This is a genomic window from Streptomyces sp. NPDC048584 (assembly GCF_043199595.1).
Classification (GTDB): Bacteria; Actinomycetota; Actinomycetes; order Streptomycetales; family Streptomycetaceae; genus Streptomyces; species Streptomyces edwardsiae.
In genome coordinates, this window is record NZ_JBICWF010000024.1 from 29,579 (window position 1) to 43,704 (window position 14,126).

11 protein-coding genes are annotated in these 14,126 nt (G+C 73.8%); 8 read left to right on the forward strand and 3 right to left on the reverse strand.

Annotation, left to right across the window (positions count from 1 at the left end):
* Positions 1 to 71: 71 nt before the first annotated feature.
* The 4 genes from ACGFR9_RS34450 to ACGFR9_RS34465 all read left to right on the forward strand — a co-directional run bounded on the left by ACGFR9_RS34450 (position 72) and on the right by ACGFR9_RS34465 (position 7,391).
* A complete protein-coding gene (locus ACGFR9_RS34450) occupies positions 72 to 2,273 on the forward strand; it encodes a CDP-glycerol glycerophosphotransferase family protein (protein WP_393216723.1) in 2,202 nt (733 codons plus the stop codon).
* A 1-nt stretch (position 2,274) separates the two neighbouring features.
* Positions 2,275 to 4,485 carry a CDP-glycerol glycerophosphotransferase family protein gene (locus ACGFR9_RS34455; protein ID WP_393216724.1) on the forward strand — a complete coding sequence of 737 codons (2,211 nt, stop codon included), beginning with the start codon at positions 2,275 to 2,277 and terminating at the stop codon, positions 4,483 to 4,485.
* Positions 4,482 to 5,747 (forward strand): hypothetical protein, encoded by a 1,266-nt coding sequence (locus ACGFR9_RS34460; RefSeq protein ID WP_393216726.1) that lies wholly within the window; start codon positions 4,482 to 4,484, stop codon positions 5,745 to 5,747. Before ACGFR9_RS34455 ends, ACGFR9_RS34460 begins: the two co-directional genes overlap by 4 nt.
* Before the next feature lie 99 nt (positions 5,748 to 5,846).
* Positions 5,847 to 7,391: a hypothetical protein gene (locus ACGFR9_RS34465; RefSeq protein ID WP_393216728.1), complete on the forward strand. Its 1,545-nt coding sequence runs from the start codon at positions 5,847 to 5,849 to the stop codon at positions 7,389 to 7,391.
* 12 nt (positions 7,392 to 7,403) lie between these two features.
* Here ACGFR9_RS34465 and ACGFR9_RS34470 read toward each other — a convergent pair whose 3' ends face one another.
* Positions 7,404 to 7,817, reverse strand: coding sequence for an organic hydroperoxide resistance protein (locus ACGFR9_RS34470; protein WP_393216730.1), 414 nt, complete (start codon positions 7,815 to 7,817; stop codon positions 7,404 to 7,406).
* 128 nt (positions 7,818 to 7,945) lie between these two features.
* Here ACGFR9_RS34470 and ACGFR9_RS34475 point away from each other — a divergent pair, with 128 nt between their 5' ends.
* From ACGFR9_RS34475 to ACGFR9_RS34485, 3 genes are all read left to right on the forward strand, one after another.
* Positions 7,946 to 8,467: a MarR family winged helix-turn-helix transcriptional regulator gene (locus ACGFR9_RS34475; protein WP_393216732.1), complete on the forward strand. Its 522-nt coding sequence runs from the start codon at positions 7,946 to 7,948 to the stop codon at positions 8,465 to 8,467.
* A 113-nt stretch (positions 8,468 to 8,580) separates the two neighbouring features.
* Positions 8,581 to 10,041, forward strand: a complete 1,461-nt coding sequence (locus tag ACGFR9_RS34480) for a nitronate monooxygenase (RefSeq protein WP_393216734.1) — start codon at positions 8,581 to 8,583, stop codon at positions 10,039 to 10,041.
* Between the two features lie 89 nt (positions 10,042 to 10,130).
* Positions 10,131 to 11,744, forward strand: a complete 1,614-nt coding sequence (locus ACGFR9_RS34485) for a glycosyltransferase (protein WP_393216736.1) — start codon at positions 10,131 to 10,133, stop codon at positions 11,742 to 11,744.
* Positions 11,745 to 11,899: 155 nt separating this feature from the next.
* On the opposite strand, the gene ACGFR9_RS34490 is transcribed toward ACGFR9_RS34485, so the two are convergent.
* On the reverse strand, positions 11,900 to 12,646 hold the full coding sequence (locus tag ACGFR9_RS34490; protein WP_393216738.1) for an SDR family NAD(P)-dependent oxidoreductase: 747 nt from the start codon (positions 12,644 to 12,646) through the stop codon (positions 11,900 to 11,902).
* Positions 12,647 to 12,726: 80 nt separating this feature from the next.
* Between ACGFR9_RS34490 and ACGFR9_RS34495 the strand changes: the two genes are divergently transcribed.
* Positions 12,727 to 13,344 carry a TetR/AcrR family transcriptional regulator gene (locus ACGFR9_RS34495; RefSeq protein WP_393216740.1) on the forward strand — a complete coding sequence of 206 codons (618 nt, stop codon included), beginning with the start codon at positions 12,727 to 12,729 and terminating at the stop codon, positions 13,342 to 13,344.
* 15 nt (positions 13,345 to 13,359) lie between these two features.
* On the opposite strand, the gene ACGFR9_RS34500 is transcribed toward ACGFR9_RS34495, so the two are convergent.
* Complete coding sequence (locus ACGFR9_RS34500) at positions 13,360 to 13,986, reverse strand: TetR/AcrR family transcriptional regulator (RefSeq protein ID WP_393216742.1); 627 nt, start codon at positions 13,984 to 13,986, stop codon at positions 13,360 to 13,362.
* Between the last annotated feature and the right edge of the window lie 140 nt (positions 13,987 to 14,126).

Genomic DNA, 14,126 nt, shown 5'->3' on the forward strand with positions numbered 1-14,126 from the left:
CGGCCGGCGGGGCGGCCCGGCCGGCGCCCCTCCCGCTGAGGGCGCCAGACATCCGCTACGGAAAGAAGAGAATGCCCCGCTTCAGCATCATCGTCCCGTCCCATGGGGTCGCAGGCAGGCTGGGACTGGCGCTGGACTCGGTCCTCGCCCAGTCCTTCGGCGACTTCGAGCTGATCCCGGTCTGTGAAGCACCCGGTTCCCCGGCCGGCGGCGTGGCCGCCCGGCACGCCGCGCGGGACTCCCGGGTGACGCCCGTGCACGCGCCGCCGTCGGCCGGACTCGCGGGGGCGCGCAACGCGGGACTGCGGGCGGCCACGGGGACGTATCTGCTGTTCCTCGACGGTGACGACGTTCTCGTGCCGGGTGCGCTGGCGGCGCTGGACGGGCGGCTGACGGATACCGGCCCCGTGGACGTGCTGCACTTCGAGCACGAGCGGGTGCCCTGGTGGGAGGGCGAGCCCGCCAACCCGGCCGCGCCTCTCCTGGCGCGGACCCCGGACGGCGCGTTCGCGCCCGAGGACGCCCCGCATCTCACCGGCGTGAGCCTCCCGGCGTGGAGTGCGGCCTGGCGGCGCGCGTTCGTCGCCGAGCGCGAACTCGTCTTTCCTGACGGTCACTTCACGGATGTCGGCTGGGGCGGGGTCGCGATGGCGGGCGCCGGGCGGGTCGCGGTGCTGCGGTCGGTCGTCGTACGGCATCTGGTGCGGCGGCAGGGCAGCCGGCTGAACCTGCCCGGGGAGCACCACGCCGAACTCCTGGACCAGGTGGAGCTGGCACTTGTACGGGCCGCCGGGCTGGGGCTGTCCGCCGAGCGGTCGGGGCCGTTGTTCGAACAGCTCTTCACCGCCGTACTGAAGACGGCCGCGCATCCCCGGCGGCTGCCGTCGGGGCGCCGGGCCTTCTTCCGCCGGGCGAGCACCCTGTACCGCCGGCACCGCCCCGCCGGGTTCCGGCCGCCGCCCGGCAGCCTCGGGGTGCAGCACCGGCTGCTGGCGTCCGGCTCGTACGAGGCCTTCGCCGCCCTGCGCGGTGTCCGTCGCGCGGTGACCCGGGCGGTGGCCCCGCTGCCGCGCCCGCACGGGCTGCGCACCCGGCTGCGGTACCGGACGCGGCTGCGCCGTCCCCTCGATCCGAACCTGGTCGTGTACTGCGCCTACTGGGGCCGGGGCTACGCCTGCAACCCGGCCGCGATCCACGCCAAGGCCCGCGAACTCGCCCCGCACCTGCGCTCGGTGTTCCTGGTGGAGGCCGACCAGGCGCACACCGTGCCGGACGGCGTCGAGTACGCGGTCATCGGCAGCCACCGCTACTGGGAGGTGCTGGCCCGCGCCACGTATCTGGTCAACAACGCCAACTTCGCGGAGGGCGTGGTCAAACGGCCCGGCAGCGTCCATCTCCAGACCCAGCACGGCACCCCGCTGAAGACCATGGGCATCGACCAGTCGACGTACCCGGTGGTGGCCGCCGCGTCCGGCAGCTTCACCAAGCTGCTGGGCCGGGTGGACCGCTGGGACTACAACCTCTCCGCCAACCCGCACTCCACCCGCGTGTGGGAGCGCGTCTTCCCCGGCTCCTACGAGCACCTGGAGTACGGGTATCCGCGCAACGACGTGTACTGCACGGCCGGCGCCGACGACGTGGCCCGTGTCCGCGCGGAACTCGGCATCCCCCAGGGCGCGCGGGCGGTGCTGTACGCGCCCACGCACCGCGACCACCACACCGGCTTCGAGACCGGTCTCGACCTGGAGGCGTTCTGCGCGGCGGCCGGCGAGGACGTCGTCGTCCTGCTGCGCGCCCACTACTTCTACGACCGGGGCGCACGCGGGAACACCGGCCGGGTCATCGACGTCACCGCGCACCGCTCCGCCGAGGACGTCTGCCTCGCCGCCGACGTCCTGATCACCGACTACTCGTCGATCATGTTCGACTACGCCAATCTGGACCGTCCGATCGTCGTGTACGCCGACGACTGGGACGTCTACCGGGAGACCAGGGGCGTCTGCTTCGACCTGTTGGCGGAGCCGCCGGGCCGGGTCGCCCGTACCCCGGGCGAACTGGCCCGGATGTTCCGCGACGGCTCGTACGCGGACGCGGAGTCGGCCGCGCTGCGGGCCCGGTTCCGGGAGCGGTTCTGCCCGTTCGACGACGGACGGGCCGCCGAACGGGTCGTGCGCCGGGTGCTGCTCGGCGAGCCGCCCGAGGCCCTGCCGCCCGTGATCCCGCTCGCGGAGCGTGTCCCCGCTCCCGCGGCCGCCACCCTGGTGAGGAGCTGACGTGCCCCGCTTCAGCATCATCGTCCCCGTCTTCAAGGTGCGGGGATATCTGCACGCCTGCCTCGACTCGGTGCTCGGGCAGTCGTACCGCGACATCGAGGTGATCGCCGTCGACGACCGCTCGCCCGACGAGTGCGGGGCGATCCTCGACGCGTACGCGGCCCGCGACGACCGCCTCCAGGTCCTGCGACTGCCCGAGAACGTGGGCCTCGGCCGGGCCCGCAACGCCGGGATGCCGCACGCGACCGGCGACTACCTGTTCTTCCTCGACAGCGACGACACCCTCACCCCGGGCGCGCTGCGCGCCCTCGCCGACCGCATCGACGAGACCGGCGACCCGGACGTCCTCGTCTTCGACTACGCCCGCACCCACTGGTGGGGCGGCACCCGCCGCAATGCGCTGGCCCGACTGCTCGCCGTCGACGACGTGTTCACGGCGGCCGAGCGGCCGGAGATCCTCGATCTGCTGATGGTGGTGTGGAACAAGGTCTACCGCCGGGACTTCGTCGAACGGGAGGGCTTCACCTTCCCGCCCGGCTACTACGAGGACACCCCCTGGACGTTCCCGGTGCTGCTCAGCGCGGAGCGCGTCGCCACCCTGGACCGGATCTGCGTGTACTACCGGCAGCGCCGCCGGGGCAGCATCCTGTCCACCACCAGCCGCAAGCACTTCGACGTCCACGAGCAGTACGCGCGGGTGTTCCGCTTCGTCGACGCCCGCCCGGCGCTCGCGCACTGGCGGCCGTTCCTGCACGCGAAGATGGGCGAGCACTGTCTCGACATCCTCTCCAAGCCGGACCGGCTGCCCCCGTCCGACCGGGGCGAGTTCTTCCGCCGTACGGCCGAGATGTTCCGCGCGCACCGGCCGGACGGAGCGCCGGTCCCCGCCGAACTGCGGGTGCTGGAGGGGAGCTACGCCGGGTACGTCCTGCGGCGGCAGGCGGGAAGGGCCGGACGCGAGCTGGGACGGCGGGCGCGTCGGACGCGTACGGCCTCGGCGGCACGGTACGCCCGCGCCCGGGCCGCGCTCCCCCACTCCCTGGACCCGGACCTCGCCGTGTACTCGGCGTTCTCCCACCGGGGCGTGCTCGGCGACCCGGCCGCGATCCACCGCGCGGCACGCGAACTCGCCCCGCACATCAGGGGCGTATGGGTGGTCGCCGACGAGGAGCGGGCCGCCGCGCTGCCGCCGGACACCGACTACGTGCTGCTCGACTCGCCCGAGTACCGGCGGGTGACCGGGCGGGCCACCTACTTCGTCAACAACGTCAACTGGCCGGGCTCGCTGGTCAAACGCCCGGGGAGCGTGCACATCCACACCCACCAGGGCACCCCCCTGAAGTACATGGGCGCCGATCTTCTCGGCCGGCCCGGCGCCCGGCTCGGTACCGACGTACCGCGGATGCTGCGCCGGGCCGACCGCTGGGACCACAGCCTGGTCGCCAACCGGCACTCCGAGCTGGTGTGGGAACGCGCCTACCCCTGCCACTTCGCCTCCGCACGGACCGGCAGCCCGCGCAACGACGTCCTGGTCGCGGCGCCCGAGGAGCGGGGCCGCGCGGTCCGCGCACGGCTCGGTGTCCCCGACGGCGACACCGTGGTGCTGTACGCGCCGACCCGCCGCGACTACCGCAGGGACGGCCTGGTGGAGCGGATCGACCTGGCCCGGTTCGCCGCCGATCTGGGTCCCGGCCACACCCTCGTCGTCCGTCTGCACCCCTCCCTCGCCGCCGGACCGGCGCGCGGGCTCGGCCTCACGGAGCTGCACCGGCGGGGTGTGCTCGTCGACGCCACGGACGAACCGGAGGTGCAGGACGTGCTGCTCGCCTCCGATGTGCTGGTCACCGACTATTCGGCCCTGATGTTCGACTACGCCCTTCTGGACCGGCCGATCGTGCTCCACGCCGACGACTGGGACGCCTACCGGGCCGGCCGGGGCGTCTATCTGGACATCACGGCCGAGGCGCCGGGCCATGTCACGCGCTCCCACGGGGAGCTGGCGCGGCTGTTCGGCTCCGGGACCTGGCGGGACGGGGAGTCGGCCCGGCTGCGGTCGGCGTTCCGGGAGCGGTTCTGCGAGTTCGACGACGGGCGGGCCGCCGAGCGGGTGGTGCGGACGCTGATGCTGGGCGAGCCGATGCCGGAAGCGGCGGCCGGTCCGGTCCCGGTGCCGTCCCAGGGCGCCGGCGCCGGCCTGCCGGCCCCGTCGTGAGGCCGCGCGCCTGGGTCCTGCTGCTGGCCGGCGTGTTCGCGCTGCTGCAACTCGCCAACGTCACCGGCCGGGACACGCCCGACAGCAAGAACTATCTGTCGTACGCGCTGAGCCTGACCGGGGCGGACAAGCGGGACGCGGCGGCCGCCACCATCGACTACTACTGCGCGGGCCGGGCGGTGATCGCGCACCGCGGGCAGAACGTGAACGTGGTGCGCTTCCACGCCCCGGACCCCGCCCCGGAGGTTCTGCGGGAGTGCCGGGAGCGGGAGTGGCGGCAGGTGGAGGCACGGCTGGCGGCCGGGGAGACCGGCGGGCACACCGTGCCGTTCATGCCGGAGCGGTTCATGCGGATCTTCGAGACGCGGCCCGGCTACCCGGTGTTCCTGGCGCCGTTCGTCGGCGTGTTAGGGGTGACGTGGGGGGTCTGGGCGGCGGGCGTGGCGGTCACCTGTCTGGGCGGCGCGCTCACCTTCCTGGTGCTGCGCACCCTGGCGCTTTCGGTGCCGCTCGCGCTCACCGGGCAGGCGCTGTTCATGGTGCTGCCGTGCGGGACGACCGCGATGCGCCCGATGACCGAGGGGCTGCTGCTGGCGCTCACCCTGGCCGTGCTGTGGGGCTGTGCGCTGCTCCTCGAGGGGCGCGGGAGACGGCGGGGTCCGGCGCTGGTGTACGGGGCGCTGCTCGCGCTGTTCACCGTCAAGCACTCGCAGGCGCTGTTCCTCGGCCTGTGCCTGGCGGTCGCGGGCGCGGTCGTCGCCGTACGGCGGCGGTGGCGGGGTCTTCCGGCGGGGCGCGGGGTGGTGGCGCTCGCGGCGGCGGGGTGTGCGGGGGTGCTGGGCACGGTACTGCTGGCCCGGCTGCTGCACTATCCGTCGGTGTCGGAGAGCGTGCAGGATCTGCTCACCGGTCACTTCGCCCGTCCGGACCGGGAGCGGCCGTGGGCGGAGTTCTTCCAGTTGCAGGGGAACTTCTGGACGGAGTGGCTGCGGCGGCGGTTGTGGGAGCCGCTGTTCGTGGCGTTCCTGGCGGCCGGTGTCCTGGGGGCGCGGCGGCGGCCGGCGTTCGGCGCCTTCCTGGTGGCCGCCGCCTGCACGGGGTTCCTCAACCAGGCCGGGCATCCGGACATCAACATCTGGGGCGACCGGCTGATCGTCCTGGCCTGGCTGCTGCCGGTGCTCGGCGTGCCGCTGCTGCTGGAGCCGGTGGTGCTGCGGGCGGTGGTGCCGACGCAGGGGGTTCCGGTGGAGCCGGCGCGCTGACCTGCCCCGTTCACTCGTTGGAGTGAGGAGAGGTCATGTCGTTGATCGTTTCGGGAACATACGACAAATGCCCACAATGCCCCCTTTGCCCGTCATCCGATGAGCTCCGGAGTCCTCGTACGCGGACCCGGGCACGGCGCCACGGCGCTGCGCGGCGACCGGACCTGGCGCCCGACCCCGTACCAGTTCTTCGGGTTCCTGTTCTGGATCATGATGTCGCTGGCGTACTGGAGTGTGCCGCTGTGCTGTGACGCCGGGCTGCACGCGGCCGTCGTCGAGCGCCTCAGGGACGATCTGCTGAACCCCCGGCATCCGATGGCGGACCTGCCGGGGGCGGGCAGCCCCTACTACTCGCCGTTCGCGCTGGCGCAGGGGGTGGCCGCCCGGCTGACGGGGCTGGGCGGCTGGGAGGTGCTCCGGCTCACCGGGCCGCTGAACCTGATCGTGCTGCTGACCGGGATCGGCCGCTGCGTGCGCGTGCTGACCCCGCGCCCCTGGGCGCCGGTGCTGGCACTGGGCGCGATGTCACTGCTGTGGGGGGTGGAGCGGGCCTGGTGGAGCGGTTTCATCAACGTGATGTCGATGACCGGCAATCTGTCCTACCCGTCGGCCTTCGCGATCGGGCTCACCTTCTGGGCGTGGGCGCTGACGGGTGCGCGGGCGCGGGACGCGGGGGCCGTGCGGTACGTGGGGCCGAGCGGGCTGCGGCCGGTGTCCGGGTACGCGGCGCTGGGCGTGCTGTACGGGGTGATCCTGCTGGTGCATCCGATCACGTCGGTCGCGGCGGTGCTGGGGGCGGTGGCGCTGGTCACCGGCTGGCAGCGCCGGTGGCGGCCGGCGGTCGTCGCGCGGTGGGCGCTGACGGGGGCGGTGGCGCTGCTGGCGGCCGCGTCCTGGCCGTACTTCGACGTGTTCGCGCTGGCCGGCGACGACAGCGTGGACGCCATGCACCGGCGGCTGTATCTGGACCTCGGCGGGCAGTTCGGGCTGGCGCTGCTGGGGCTGCCCGCGCTGTGGCTGCGGGCCCGGCGCACCTCGTGGCGCGATCCGCTGGTGCTGATGTTCGTACTGGACTGTCTCGTGGTGGCGTACGGCTGGCTCGGCGGCCACTACACCTACGGCAGGATCCTCGGGCTGACCCTGGCGCCGCTGCAGTTCGCGCTGGCGGTGGAGCTGGCGGCGCCCCGGCCGTGGCCGGTGTGGCGGCGGCTGCTGGGCGGGGCCGCGGCGGCGGGCGCGTGCGCCGGGTTCCTGACCGTGCACGCGGGGGCGGTGCTGCCGGCGGGCTTCGAACGGCCGCCGGACTGGCCGTCGTACGTCTGGGCCACGCGGTACATCGGGCCGGGCGAGGTGGTGATCACCGACGGGTACTACGCCGTCCACGCGATCGCCGGATACGGGCCGAACCTCGCGGCGCCCGCCTGGCCGGACCCCTCGCTGGACGAAGGGGAGCGGCTGCGGCGGGTGGCCGATGTGCGGGCGTATCTCGATCCGGGTTCGACCCGCGCCGAGCGGGCCGCGGTCGTCCGCCGGTACCACGCGCGCTGGCTGCTGCTGACCCCCGGACAGCGGGTGCCCGGGGAGGCGGTGGTGGTGACGTGGAGCCGGCGGACGGGGGAGGTGCTGGCGCGGGTCGGGGGCTGAGCCCGCCGCCGGTTACTCGATGACGAGGTCGACCGGGATGTTGCCGCGGGTGGCGTTGGAGTAGGGGCAGACCTGGTGGGCCTGCTCGACCAGCTTGCGGCCGGTCTCCTCCTCGATGCCCTCGGGCAGCTCGACGCGCAGCGTCACGGCGAGCGCGAAGCCCTCGCCCTGCTTGCCGAGGACCACCTCCGCGGTCACCGCGGCGTCGCTGACGTCGACCTTCGCCGCCCGGCCGACCACGCCGAGGGCGCCGCCGAAGCATGCCGCGTAACCGGACGCGAACAACTGCTCCGGGTTGGTGCCCACGCCGTCGCCGCCGAGCTCGACGGGCATGCTCAGGCCGAGGTCCAGCTTGCCGTCGGAGGTGACGGCCCGGCCGGCACGGCCGTGGGTGGCGGTGGCGACAGCGGTGTAGAGCGCGTCCATGGGAGGACCTTCCCTTTTCAATCGTGACACGGCCGGCCCGGGGCGGGTCCGGCTGCCGTACGACCACAAGTAGAGCACGCAATTTAATTGCGCGCAACCAAATGGCTCGCTAGCGCTACGCTGGACGCATGACTGCCACCCCGAGCCCCCCACCCGCGACGGTCCCGGCACCGGGCTCCGCGGACGACTGGCTCCGCCTAGACCAGCAGGTCTGCTTCACGCTGAACGCGGCCTCCCGCGCCTTCAACGGTGTCTACCGGGTGATCCTCAAGGACCTCGGGCTCACCTATCCGCAGTACCTGGTCATGCTGGTGCTGTGGGAGCACGGCACGCTGCCCGTGAAGAAGCTCGGCGAGCATCTGCGACTGGACTCCGGCACCCTGTCCCCGCTGCTCAAGCGACTGGAGACGGCCGGCCTGGTGCGCCGGGAGCGCAGTGCGCGCGACGAGCGGTCCGTGGAGGTCCGGCCCACCGAGGAGGGCACCGCGCTGCGCCGGCAGGCCCTGGAGGTGCCGCTGCGGATCGCGGCCGCGACCGGCTTCGAGGTGGAGGAGATCCGCGAGCTGAGCGCCGTCCTCCAGCGGCTCACCACGGCACTGGACGCGGCGGCGGCCGCGGCGGAAGGCGCGCAGAGACCGGACTCCCCGTAACCTACGCCTGCGTAGGTTACGATGCCGTAGCTTACGGAACCGTAAGTTCACGGATACGCCGGTACGGACCCGGTGCGTCACCCCGGTCCTGCCGCCACCCTTGCGAGGACCGCATGAACGAATCCCGGACGGCGGCCGAGCCGCCCTGGCTGATCCAAGGCGGCATGGGTGTGGGGGTGTCCGGCCGGCGGCTCGCCCGCGCGGTCGCCCGCACCGGGCAGCTGGGAGTCGTCTCCGGTACCGCTCTCGACACCCTGCTGATCCGGGTGCTCCAGAGCGGCGACCCGGGCGGTCACCTCCGGCGGGCGCTGGCCGCCTTCCCCGTACCGTCACTCGCCGCCGAGCTGCGGGAGCGCTACTTCGTCGAGGGCGGCATCGGACCCGGCGAGCGGTTCGCGGCCACCCCCATGACGACCGCCGACGAGGCGTGCCCCGCGCGGGCACTGACCGTGGCCGCCAACTTCTGCGAGGTCTGGCTCGCCAAGGAGGGCCACGGCGGACCGGTCGGCATCAACTACCTGGAGAAGCTCCAGCTCGCCACCGTGCCCGCACTGTTCGGCGCGATCCTGGCGGGCGTCGACTACGTCCTGGTCGGCGCGGGCATCCCCGCGCAGATACCCGGGATCGCCGACGGTCTCGCCCGGTCGGAACCGGTCACCGTACGGGTGGACGTGGCGGGTGACGACCAGCCCCACGAGCTGCGCTTCGACCCCTCCTCGGTGCTGCGCGGGGCGGATCCGGGCCGCGTCGGCCGGCTGCGCCGCCCCCGCGTCCTGGCCATCGTCTCGCTGCCCGCGCTGGCCTCGTACCTGAACCGCGACGAGGAGACCCGGCCGGACGGATTCGTCGTCGAGGGCCACCGCGCGGGCGGCCACAGCGCCCCGCCCCGCGGACCGCTGGGCCTGGACGAGTCAGGTGAACCCGTCTACGGCCCCAGGGACGTCCCCGACTTCGCGAAGATGGCCCGCCTCGGACTGCCGTTCTGGATCGCCGGCGGCCAGTGCGGACCGCGGCAGTTGCGCGAGGCCAGGGCGGCGGGTGCCGCCGGTGTCCAGCTCGGCAGCGTCTTCGCGCTCTGCGAGGAGTCCGGCATGGACACCGGGCTGCGGCGGCGGCTGATCGAGCGTGAGCTGACCGGCGGACTGCGGGTGCGCAACGATCCGGCGGCCTCTCCGACCGGCTTCCCCTTCAAGGTCGCCGACCTGCCCGGCACCCTGTCCGACCCCGGCGTCGGCGCCGCCCGCGCCCGCGTCTGCGACCTCGGCTATCTGCGGACTCCCTACCGCACCCCGCAGGGCGCCATCGGCTACCGCTGCCCGGCGGAACCGCGGGTGGCGTACGTCCGCAAGGGCGGGGACGCCGAGCGGACCGAGGGGCGGCACTGCCTGTGCAACGGGCTGCTGGCCGCCGTCGGCCTCGGGCAGCGGCGCCCACGGGGCGTGGTGGAACCGCCCGTCGTCACCATCGGCCAGGACCTGGGGTTCCTGCGCCATCTCGCGCCCGATGGGGGTCCGTACAGCGCCGCTGAGGTCGTGCGGTGGCTGCGCGCGGGCGTGACGGCCTCCCACGTGTGAGCGGCCGAGCGGGGGCGCCATCCGGCCGGGGTACCGGGGTACTGATGAACAGAATGCTGACAATCAGCCCATAACACCCTGAGGATGCCATGCGCCCCCACCTCTCCCCGGCCGTCGCCGTCGTCGTCATCGGCCATGACGACGCCGCCCATGTGACCGACGCCGTGCGCTCGGCACTCCGGCAGGGCCCCGCCGTACGGGAGGTCGTCGCCGTCGACGACGGCTCGACGGACGGCAGCGCGGACCTGCTCGACCGGCTCGCCGCCCGCGAACCCCGGCTGCGGGTGATCCGGTGCCCCGTCAACAGCGGCGGCTGCGGCACCCCGCGCAACACCGGTCTCGCCGCGGTGACCTCGCCGTACGTGATGTTCCTGGACAGTGACGACGTCCTGCCGCCCGGCGCGGTGGACGCCCTGCTCACGGCGGCGACCGCGGCGGACGCGCAGGTCACCGGTGGCCTGTGTGTGCGCCGCGAGCTGCCTTCGGGGCGCGAGGTGCCATGGGAGCCGGGCCTGTACGCGGCGCCCGCCGTGCACGCCCGGCCCGCCCTGCGCCCGCGCCTGGTCCACGACACCCTGTGCGTCAACAAGCTCTACGCCACGGCCTTCCTGCGCGCGCACGGCATCCGCTTCCCCGACGGCCGTTTCCCCTACGAGGACGTCGTGTTCACCGCGCGGGTGTGGGCGGCCGCCCCGCGCGTGGCGCTGGTCCCGCAGCGGGTGTACGTCTGGCACGTCCGCCGGTCCGCGCGGCGGCTGTCGATCTCGCTGGACCGCGCGGGCATCGGCAACTGGCGGGCCCGCACCCACGCGTGCCGCACCGCCCACGAGATCCTGCTGGACGCCGGGCAGAAACGGCTGGCGCGCAGGGCGCGGGCCAAGTTCCTCGACCACGAGCTGCGTATGTACGCGCGTGAGCTGCCCCTGCGCGACGAGGGGTACCGGCGGGAGTGGTGGGCGCACACACGGGAGTTCCTCGCGGAGTACGACGCCGCCGACTGGGCCCGTGACCCGGTCGCCCCCGGCCGGCTGATCGGGCGGGTGGTGCTGGCCTCCCCCGGGCCGCGCGATCTGCCCCGGCTGCGGGAGCTGGCGGCGCGGCCGGCCCGGCTGTACCCGCCGTACGCCCGCGCGCGGGACGGCACACCGTGCTGGTCGGCGGAGCTGCCCGGGGTCACCCTGGAGCCCCTGCCGGACCGGCCCGCGCCCCTGCTCCCGCTCGCCGTGGACGCGGAACTGCGTCCGCGCGCGCGTGGCCTGCGGCTGCGCCTGCACGAGCTCTACGGCCGGGTGGGGCGGGCGGGACCGGTGTCGGTGGAGCTCGAGTGGCGCCACCGGGAGCGCGCGGAGGCCGTGGTCCGTGACACCCTGCCGCTGCGGGTGGCCGCCGACGGCACCTGGGTCGCGGCCGCGCCCCTCCGCCTCGACCGGCTGGCCGCGCTCGGCGCGGGCGCCTGGGACCTGCGGCTGCGGGTGCGCTTCCGGGACGGCTCGAGCCGCCGCGTCACCGCGCACGCGCTCGCCGGGCCGGGCCTGCTGCGCCGCCGCGCGGTGCCGAGCGCCCGGCACGGCGTGGTCCTGGTCCGGCCGTACGCCACCCACTCGGGCTCACTGGCCCTGCGCGTGGCCGCCGGCGTCCGCGGAGTCGTACCGGTGCTGCGCGCGAGACTGCGGCGCCCGACTGACCAGTGCCGGGCCGGCTGATCCGCGAGTCGCTCGCTTTCTGTCATTTCCGCCCACTGCCATTTCCGCTCACTGCCCGGCGCCGCCACTTCGGGCCCCGACCACAGGACCCGTCGGGCCAGGGCTTCGGTGACCGCCGGGCAGCCCGTTCTCCTCCGGCGGTACGGGGGAGAGGGTCAGATCTGGTTGGCGCCTCCGTCCACGGCGAGTTCCGCGCCGGTGACGAAGCTGCTCCGCGGGGTGGCGAGGAAGAGGACCGCGTCGGCCACCTCCTCCGGGTCGCCCAGGCGGCCCAGCGGGACCGCGGCCGCGAGCCGGTCCGTGAAGTCGGACGGGGCGACGCCCTCGGGGGCCACGCCGGTGAGTCCGGGGGTGTCGATGGGCCCCGGAGTGACGGTGTTGACGCGGATGCCGCGGCCCTTGAGCTCGTTGGCCCAGGTGCGGGCGAAGGAGCGCAGGGCCGCCTTGGACGCCGCGTAGACGCCGAACGACTCCGCGCCGCGCGCGGCGTTGGTCGAACCGGTCAGGACCACCGCCGCACCGTCGTTGAGCAGCGGCAGCGCCTTCTGGACGGTGAAGAGCGCGCCCCGGACGTTGACGCCGAAGGTCTGGTCGAAGTGCTCCTCGGTGATCTCCTCCAGCGGTACGAACGAGGCGATCGCGGCGTTCACGAACAGCACGTCGAGCCCCCGGCCCCGGTCGCGGACCGCGGCGATCAGCCGGTCCAGATCCGCCAGGTCGGAGGTGTCGCCCTGGACGCCGGTCGCCGAGCCGATGGTCTCGACGGCCGCGTCCAGTTCGGCCTTGCGCCGGCCGGTCACGAACACGTGCGCGCCCTCGTCCCCCAGCCGTACGGCGGTCGCCAGACCGATGCCGGTGCTCCCGCCGGTGACGACGGCGGTCTTGCCTGCGAGCTGCCCCATGACAGCACCTCCTCTTTCTGTATCGATCGGTACGGTAACACGCGAATACCGAACGGTACAGAATTGGTATGCTGGTCGGCATGGAGAGCAGGCAGAAGGCACCGGCGGGCCGGCCGAGGGGGTTCGACGCCGAGGAGGCGCTGGAACGCGCGGTGGTCGTCTTCTGGCGGCAGGGTTACGAGGGCGCCAGCCTCACCGATCTGACGGAGGCCATGGGCATCACCCGCCCGAGCATGTACGCGGCCTTCGGCAACAAGGAGGAGCTGTTCCGCAAGGCGCTCGAGCGCTACTCCGAGGGCCCGGGAGCCTACGTCGCCAGAGCCCTGGAGGAGCCGACCGCCCGCGCCGTGGCCGCCGCGCTCCTCAACGGCACGGTCCGCGCCACCACCCGCCCCGGCTACCCGACGGGCTGTCTGGGCGTCCAGGGCGCCCTGGCCACCGGCGAACCCGGGCGCCGGGCCCACGACGTACTGATCGCCTGGCGCAACTTCAACGGGGCCTGCGTCGCGGACCGGTTCCGGCGCGCCGTCGCCGAGGGCGATCTGCCGTCCGGCACCGACCCGGAGCAGCTCGCCTGCTACCTCACGTCCCTCTCGTACGGGATCTCCGTACAGGCCGCGAGCGGCGTCGGCCGTGACGAACTCCAGGGGGTGGCCGACACCACCCTGCTCAACTGGCCTCCGGCGACCTCCGGATGATCACGGCGGGCCGCCTCACAGCGCCTTCAGCGCCTCCGTCGTGGCCCGGGTCAGGGCCGCCAGGTAGCCCTTCGGGAGTTTCGGGCTGCGGATGACCACCGAGCGCCAGTACAGAGGGCCCGAGATCAGGTCGAGGGCTAGGGCGTGGTCGGTGCCGGGGCGGAGTTCGCCGCGCCGCTGTGCCGCCGCGACGATGCCCTTGGCCACTCCGTCCTGACCCTCGCGCAGCGCTGTCTGCAGCGCCTCCGCGATCTCCGGGTTGCGGGCGGCCTCGGCCTGCAGGTCGGGGAGGATCTGCGAGGCGACGGGATGGCGCAGGGCGCGGGAGGTGACCTCGTACAGCAGACGCAGGTCGCCCTCCAGGGAGCCGGTGTCCGGCGCGGGCAGGCCCTGGACGGCGATCGCGGAGACCAGGTCGAGGACAAGGTGCAGTTTGGAGCGCCAGCGGCGGTACACCGCGGTCTTGCCGACGCCCGCGCGGCGCGCGATTCCCTCGATCGACATCCGCGCGTAGCCGACCGCGGCGAGTTCCTCGAAGACGGCCGCCCGGATGGCCTCCGTCACGTCCGCCCGCAGCACTGCGGCCCCCGCGGGTGCCCTGCGGCGCGGACGCTGCTGAGGCTCGTCTGCGTGGGTCGTCATACGGAACAGCATAGGCCGCCACCGTCACGACGAAACGGTTGCGTTCCGACGTTCTTTCGACTTACGCTCCCGTTGCGACGATACGGTCCCGTCCCGACGTAGCTTCGTCGTCCCCCCTCCCTCTAGCGAAAGCGCCGGAT

Bases quoted from the DNA above. Each gene is read 5' to 3' on its own strand.
- ACGFR9_RS34450 (WP_393216723.1), top strand. From the start codon at position 72: ATGCCCCGCTTCAGCATCATCGTCCCGTCCCATGGGGTCGCAGGCAGG.
- ACGFR9_RS34465 (WP_393216728.1), top strand. From the start codon at position 5,847: ATGAGCTCCGGAGTCCTCGTACGCGGACCCGGGCACGGCGCCACGGCG.
- ACGFR9_RS34470 (WP_393216730.1), bottom strand. From the start codon at position 7,817: ATGGACGCGCTCTACACCGCTGTCGCCACCGCCACCCACGGCCGTGCC.
- ACGFR9_RS34475 (WP_393216732.1), top strand. From the start codon at position 7,946: ATGACTGCCACCCCGAGCCCCCCACCCGCGACGGTCCCGGCACCGGGC.
- ACGFR9_RS34480 (WP_393216734.1), top strand. From the start codon at position 8,581: ATGAACGAATCCCGGACGGCGGCCGAGCCGCCCTGGCTGATCCAAGGC.
- ACGFR9_RS34485 (WP_393216736.1), top strand. From the start codon at position 10,131: ATGCGCCCCCACCTCTCCCCGGCCGTCGCCGTCGTCGTCATCGGCCAT.
- ACGFR9_RS34490 (WP_393216738.1), bottom strand. From the start codon at position 12,646: ATGGGGCAGCTCGCAGGCAAGACCGCCGTCGTCACCGGCGGGAGCACC.
- ACGFR9_RS34495 (WP_393216740.1), top strand. From the start codon at position 12,727: ATGGAGAGCAGGCAGAAGGCACCGGCGGGCCGGCCGAGGGGGTTCGAC.
- ACGFR9_RS34500 (WP_393216742.1), bottom strand. From the start codon at position 13,986: ATGACGACCCACGCAGACGAGCCTCAGCAGCGTCCGCGCCGCAGGGCA.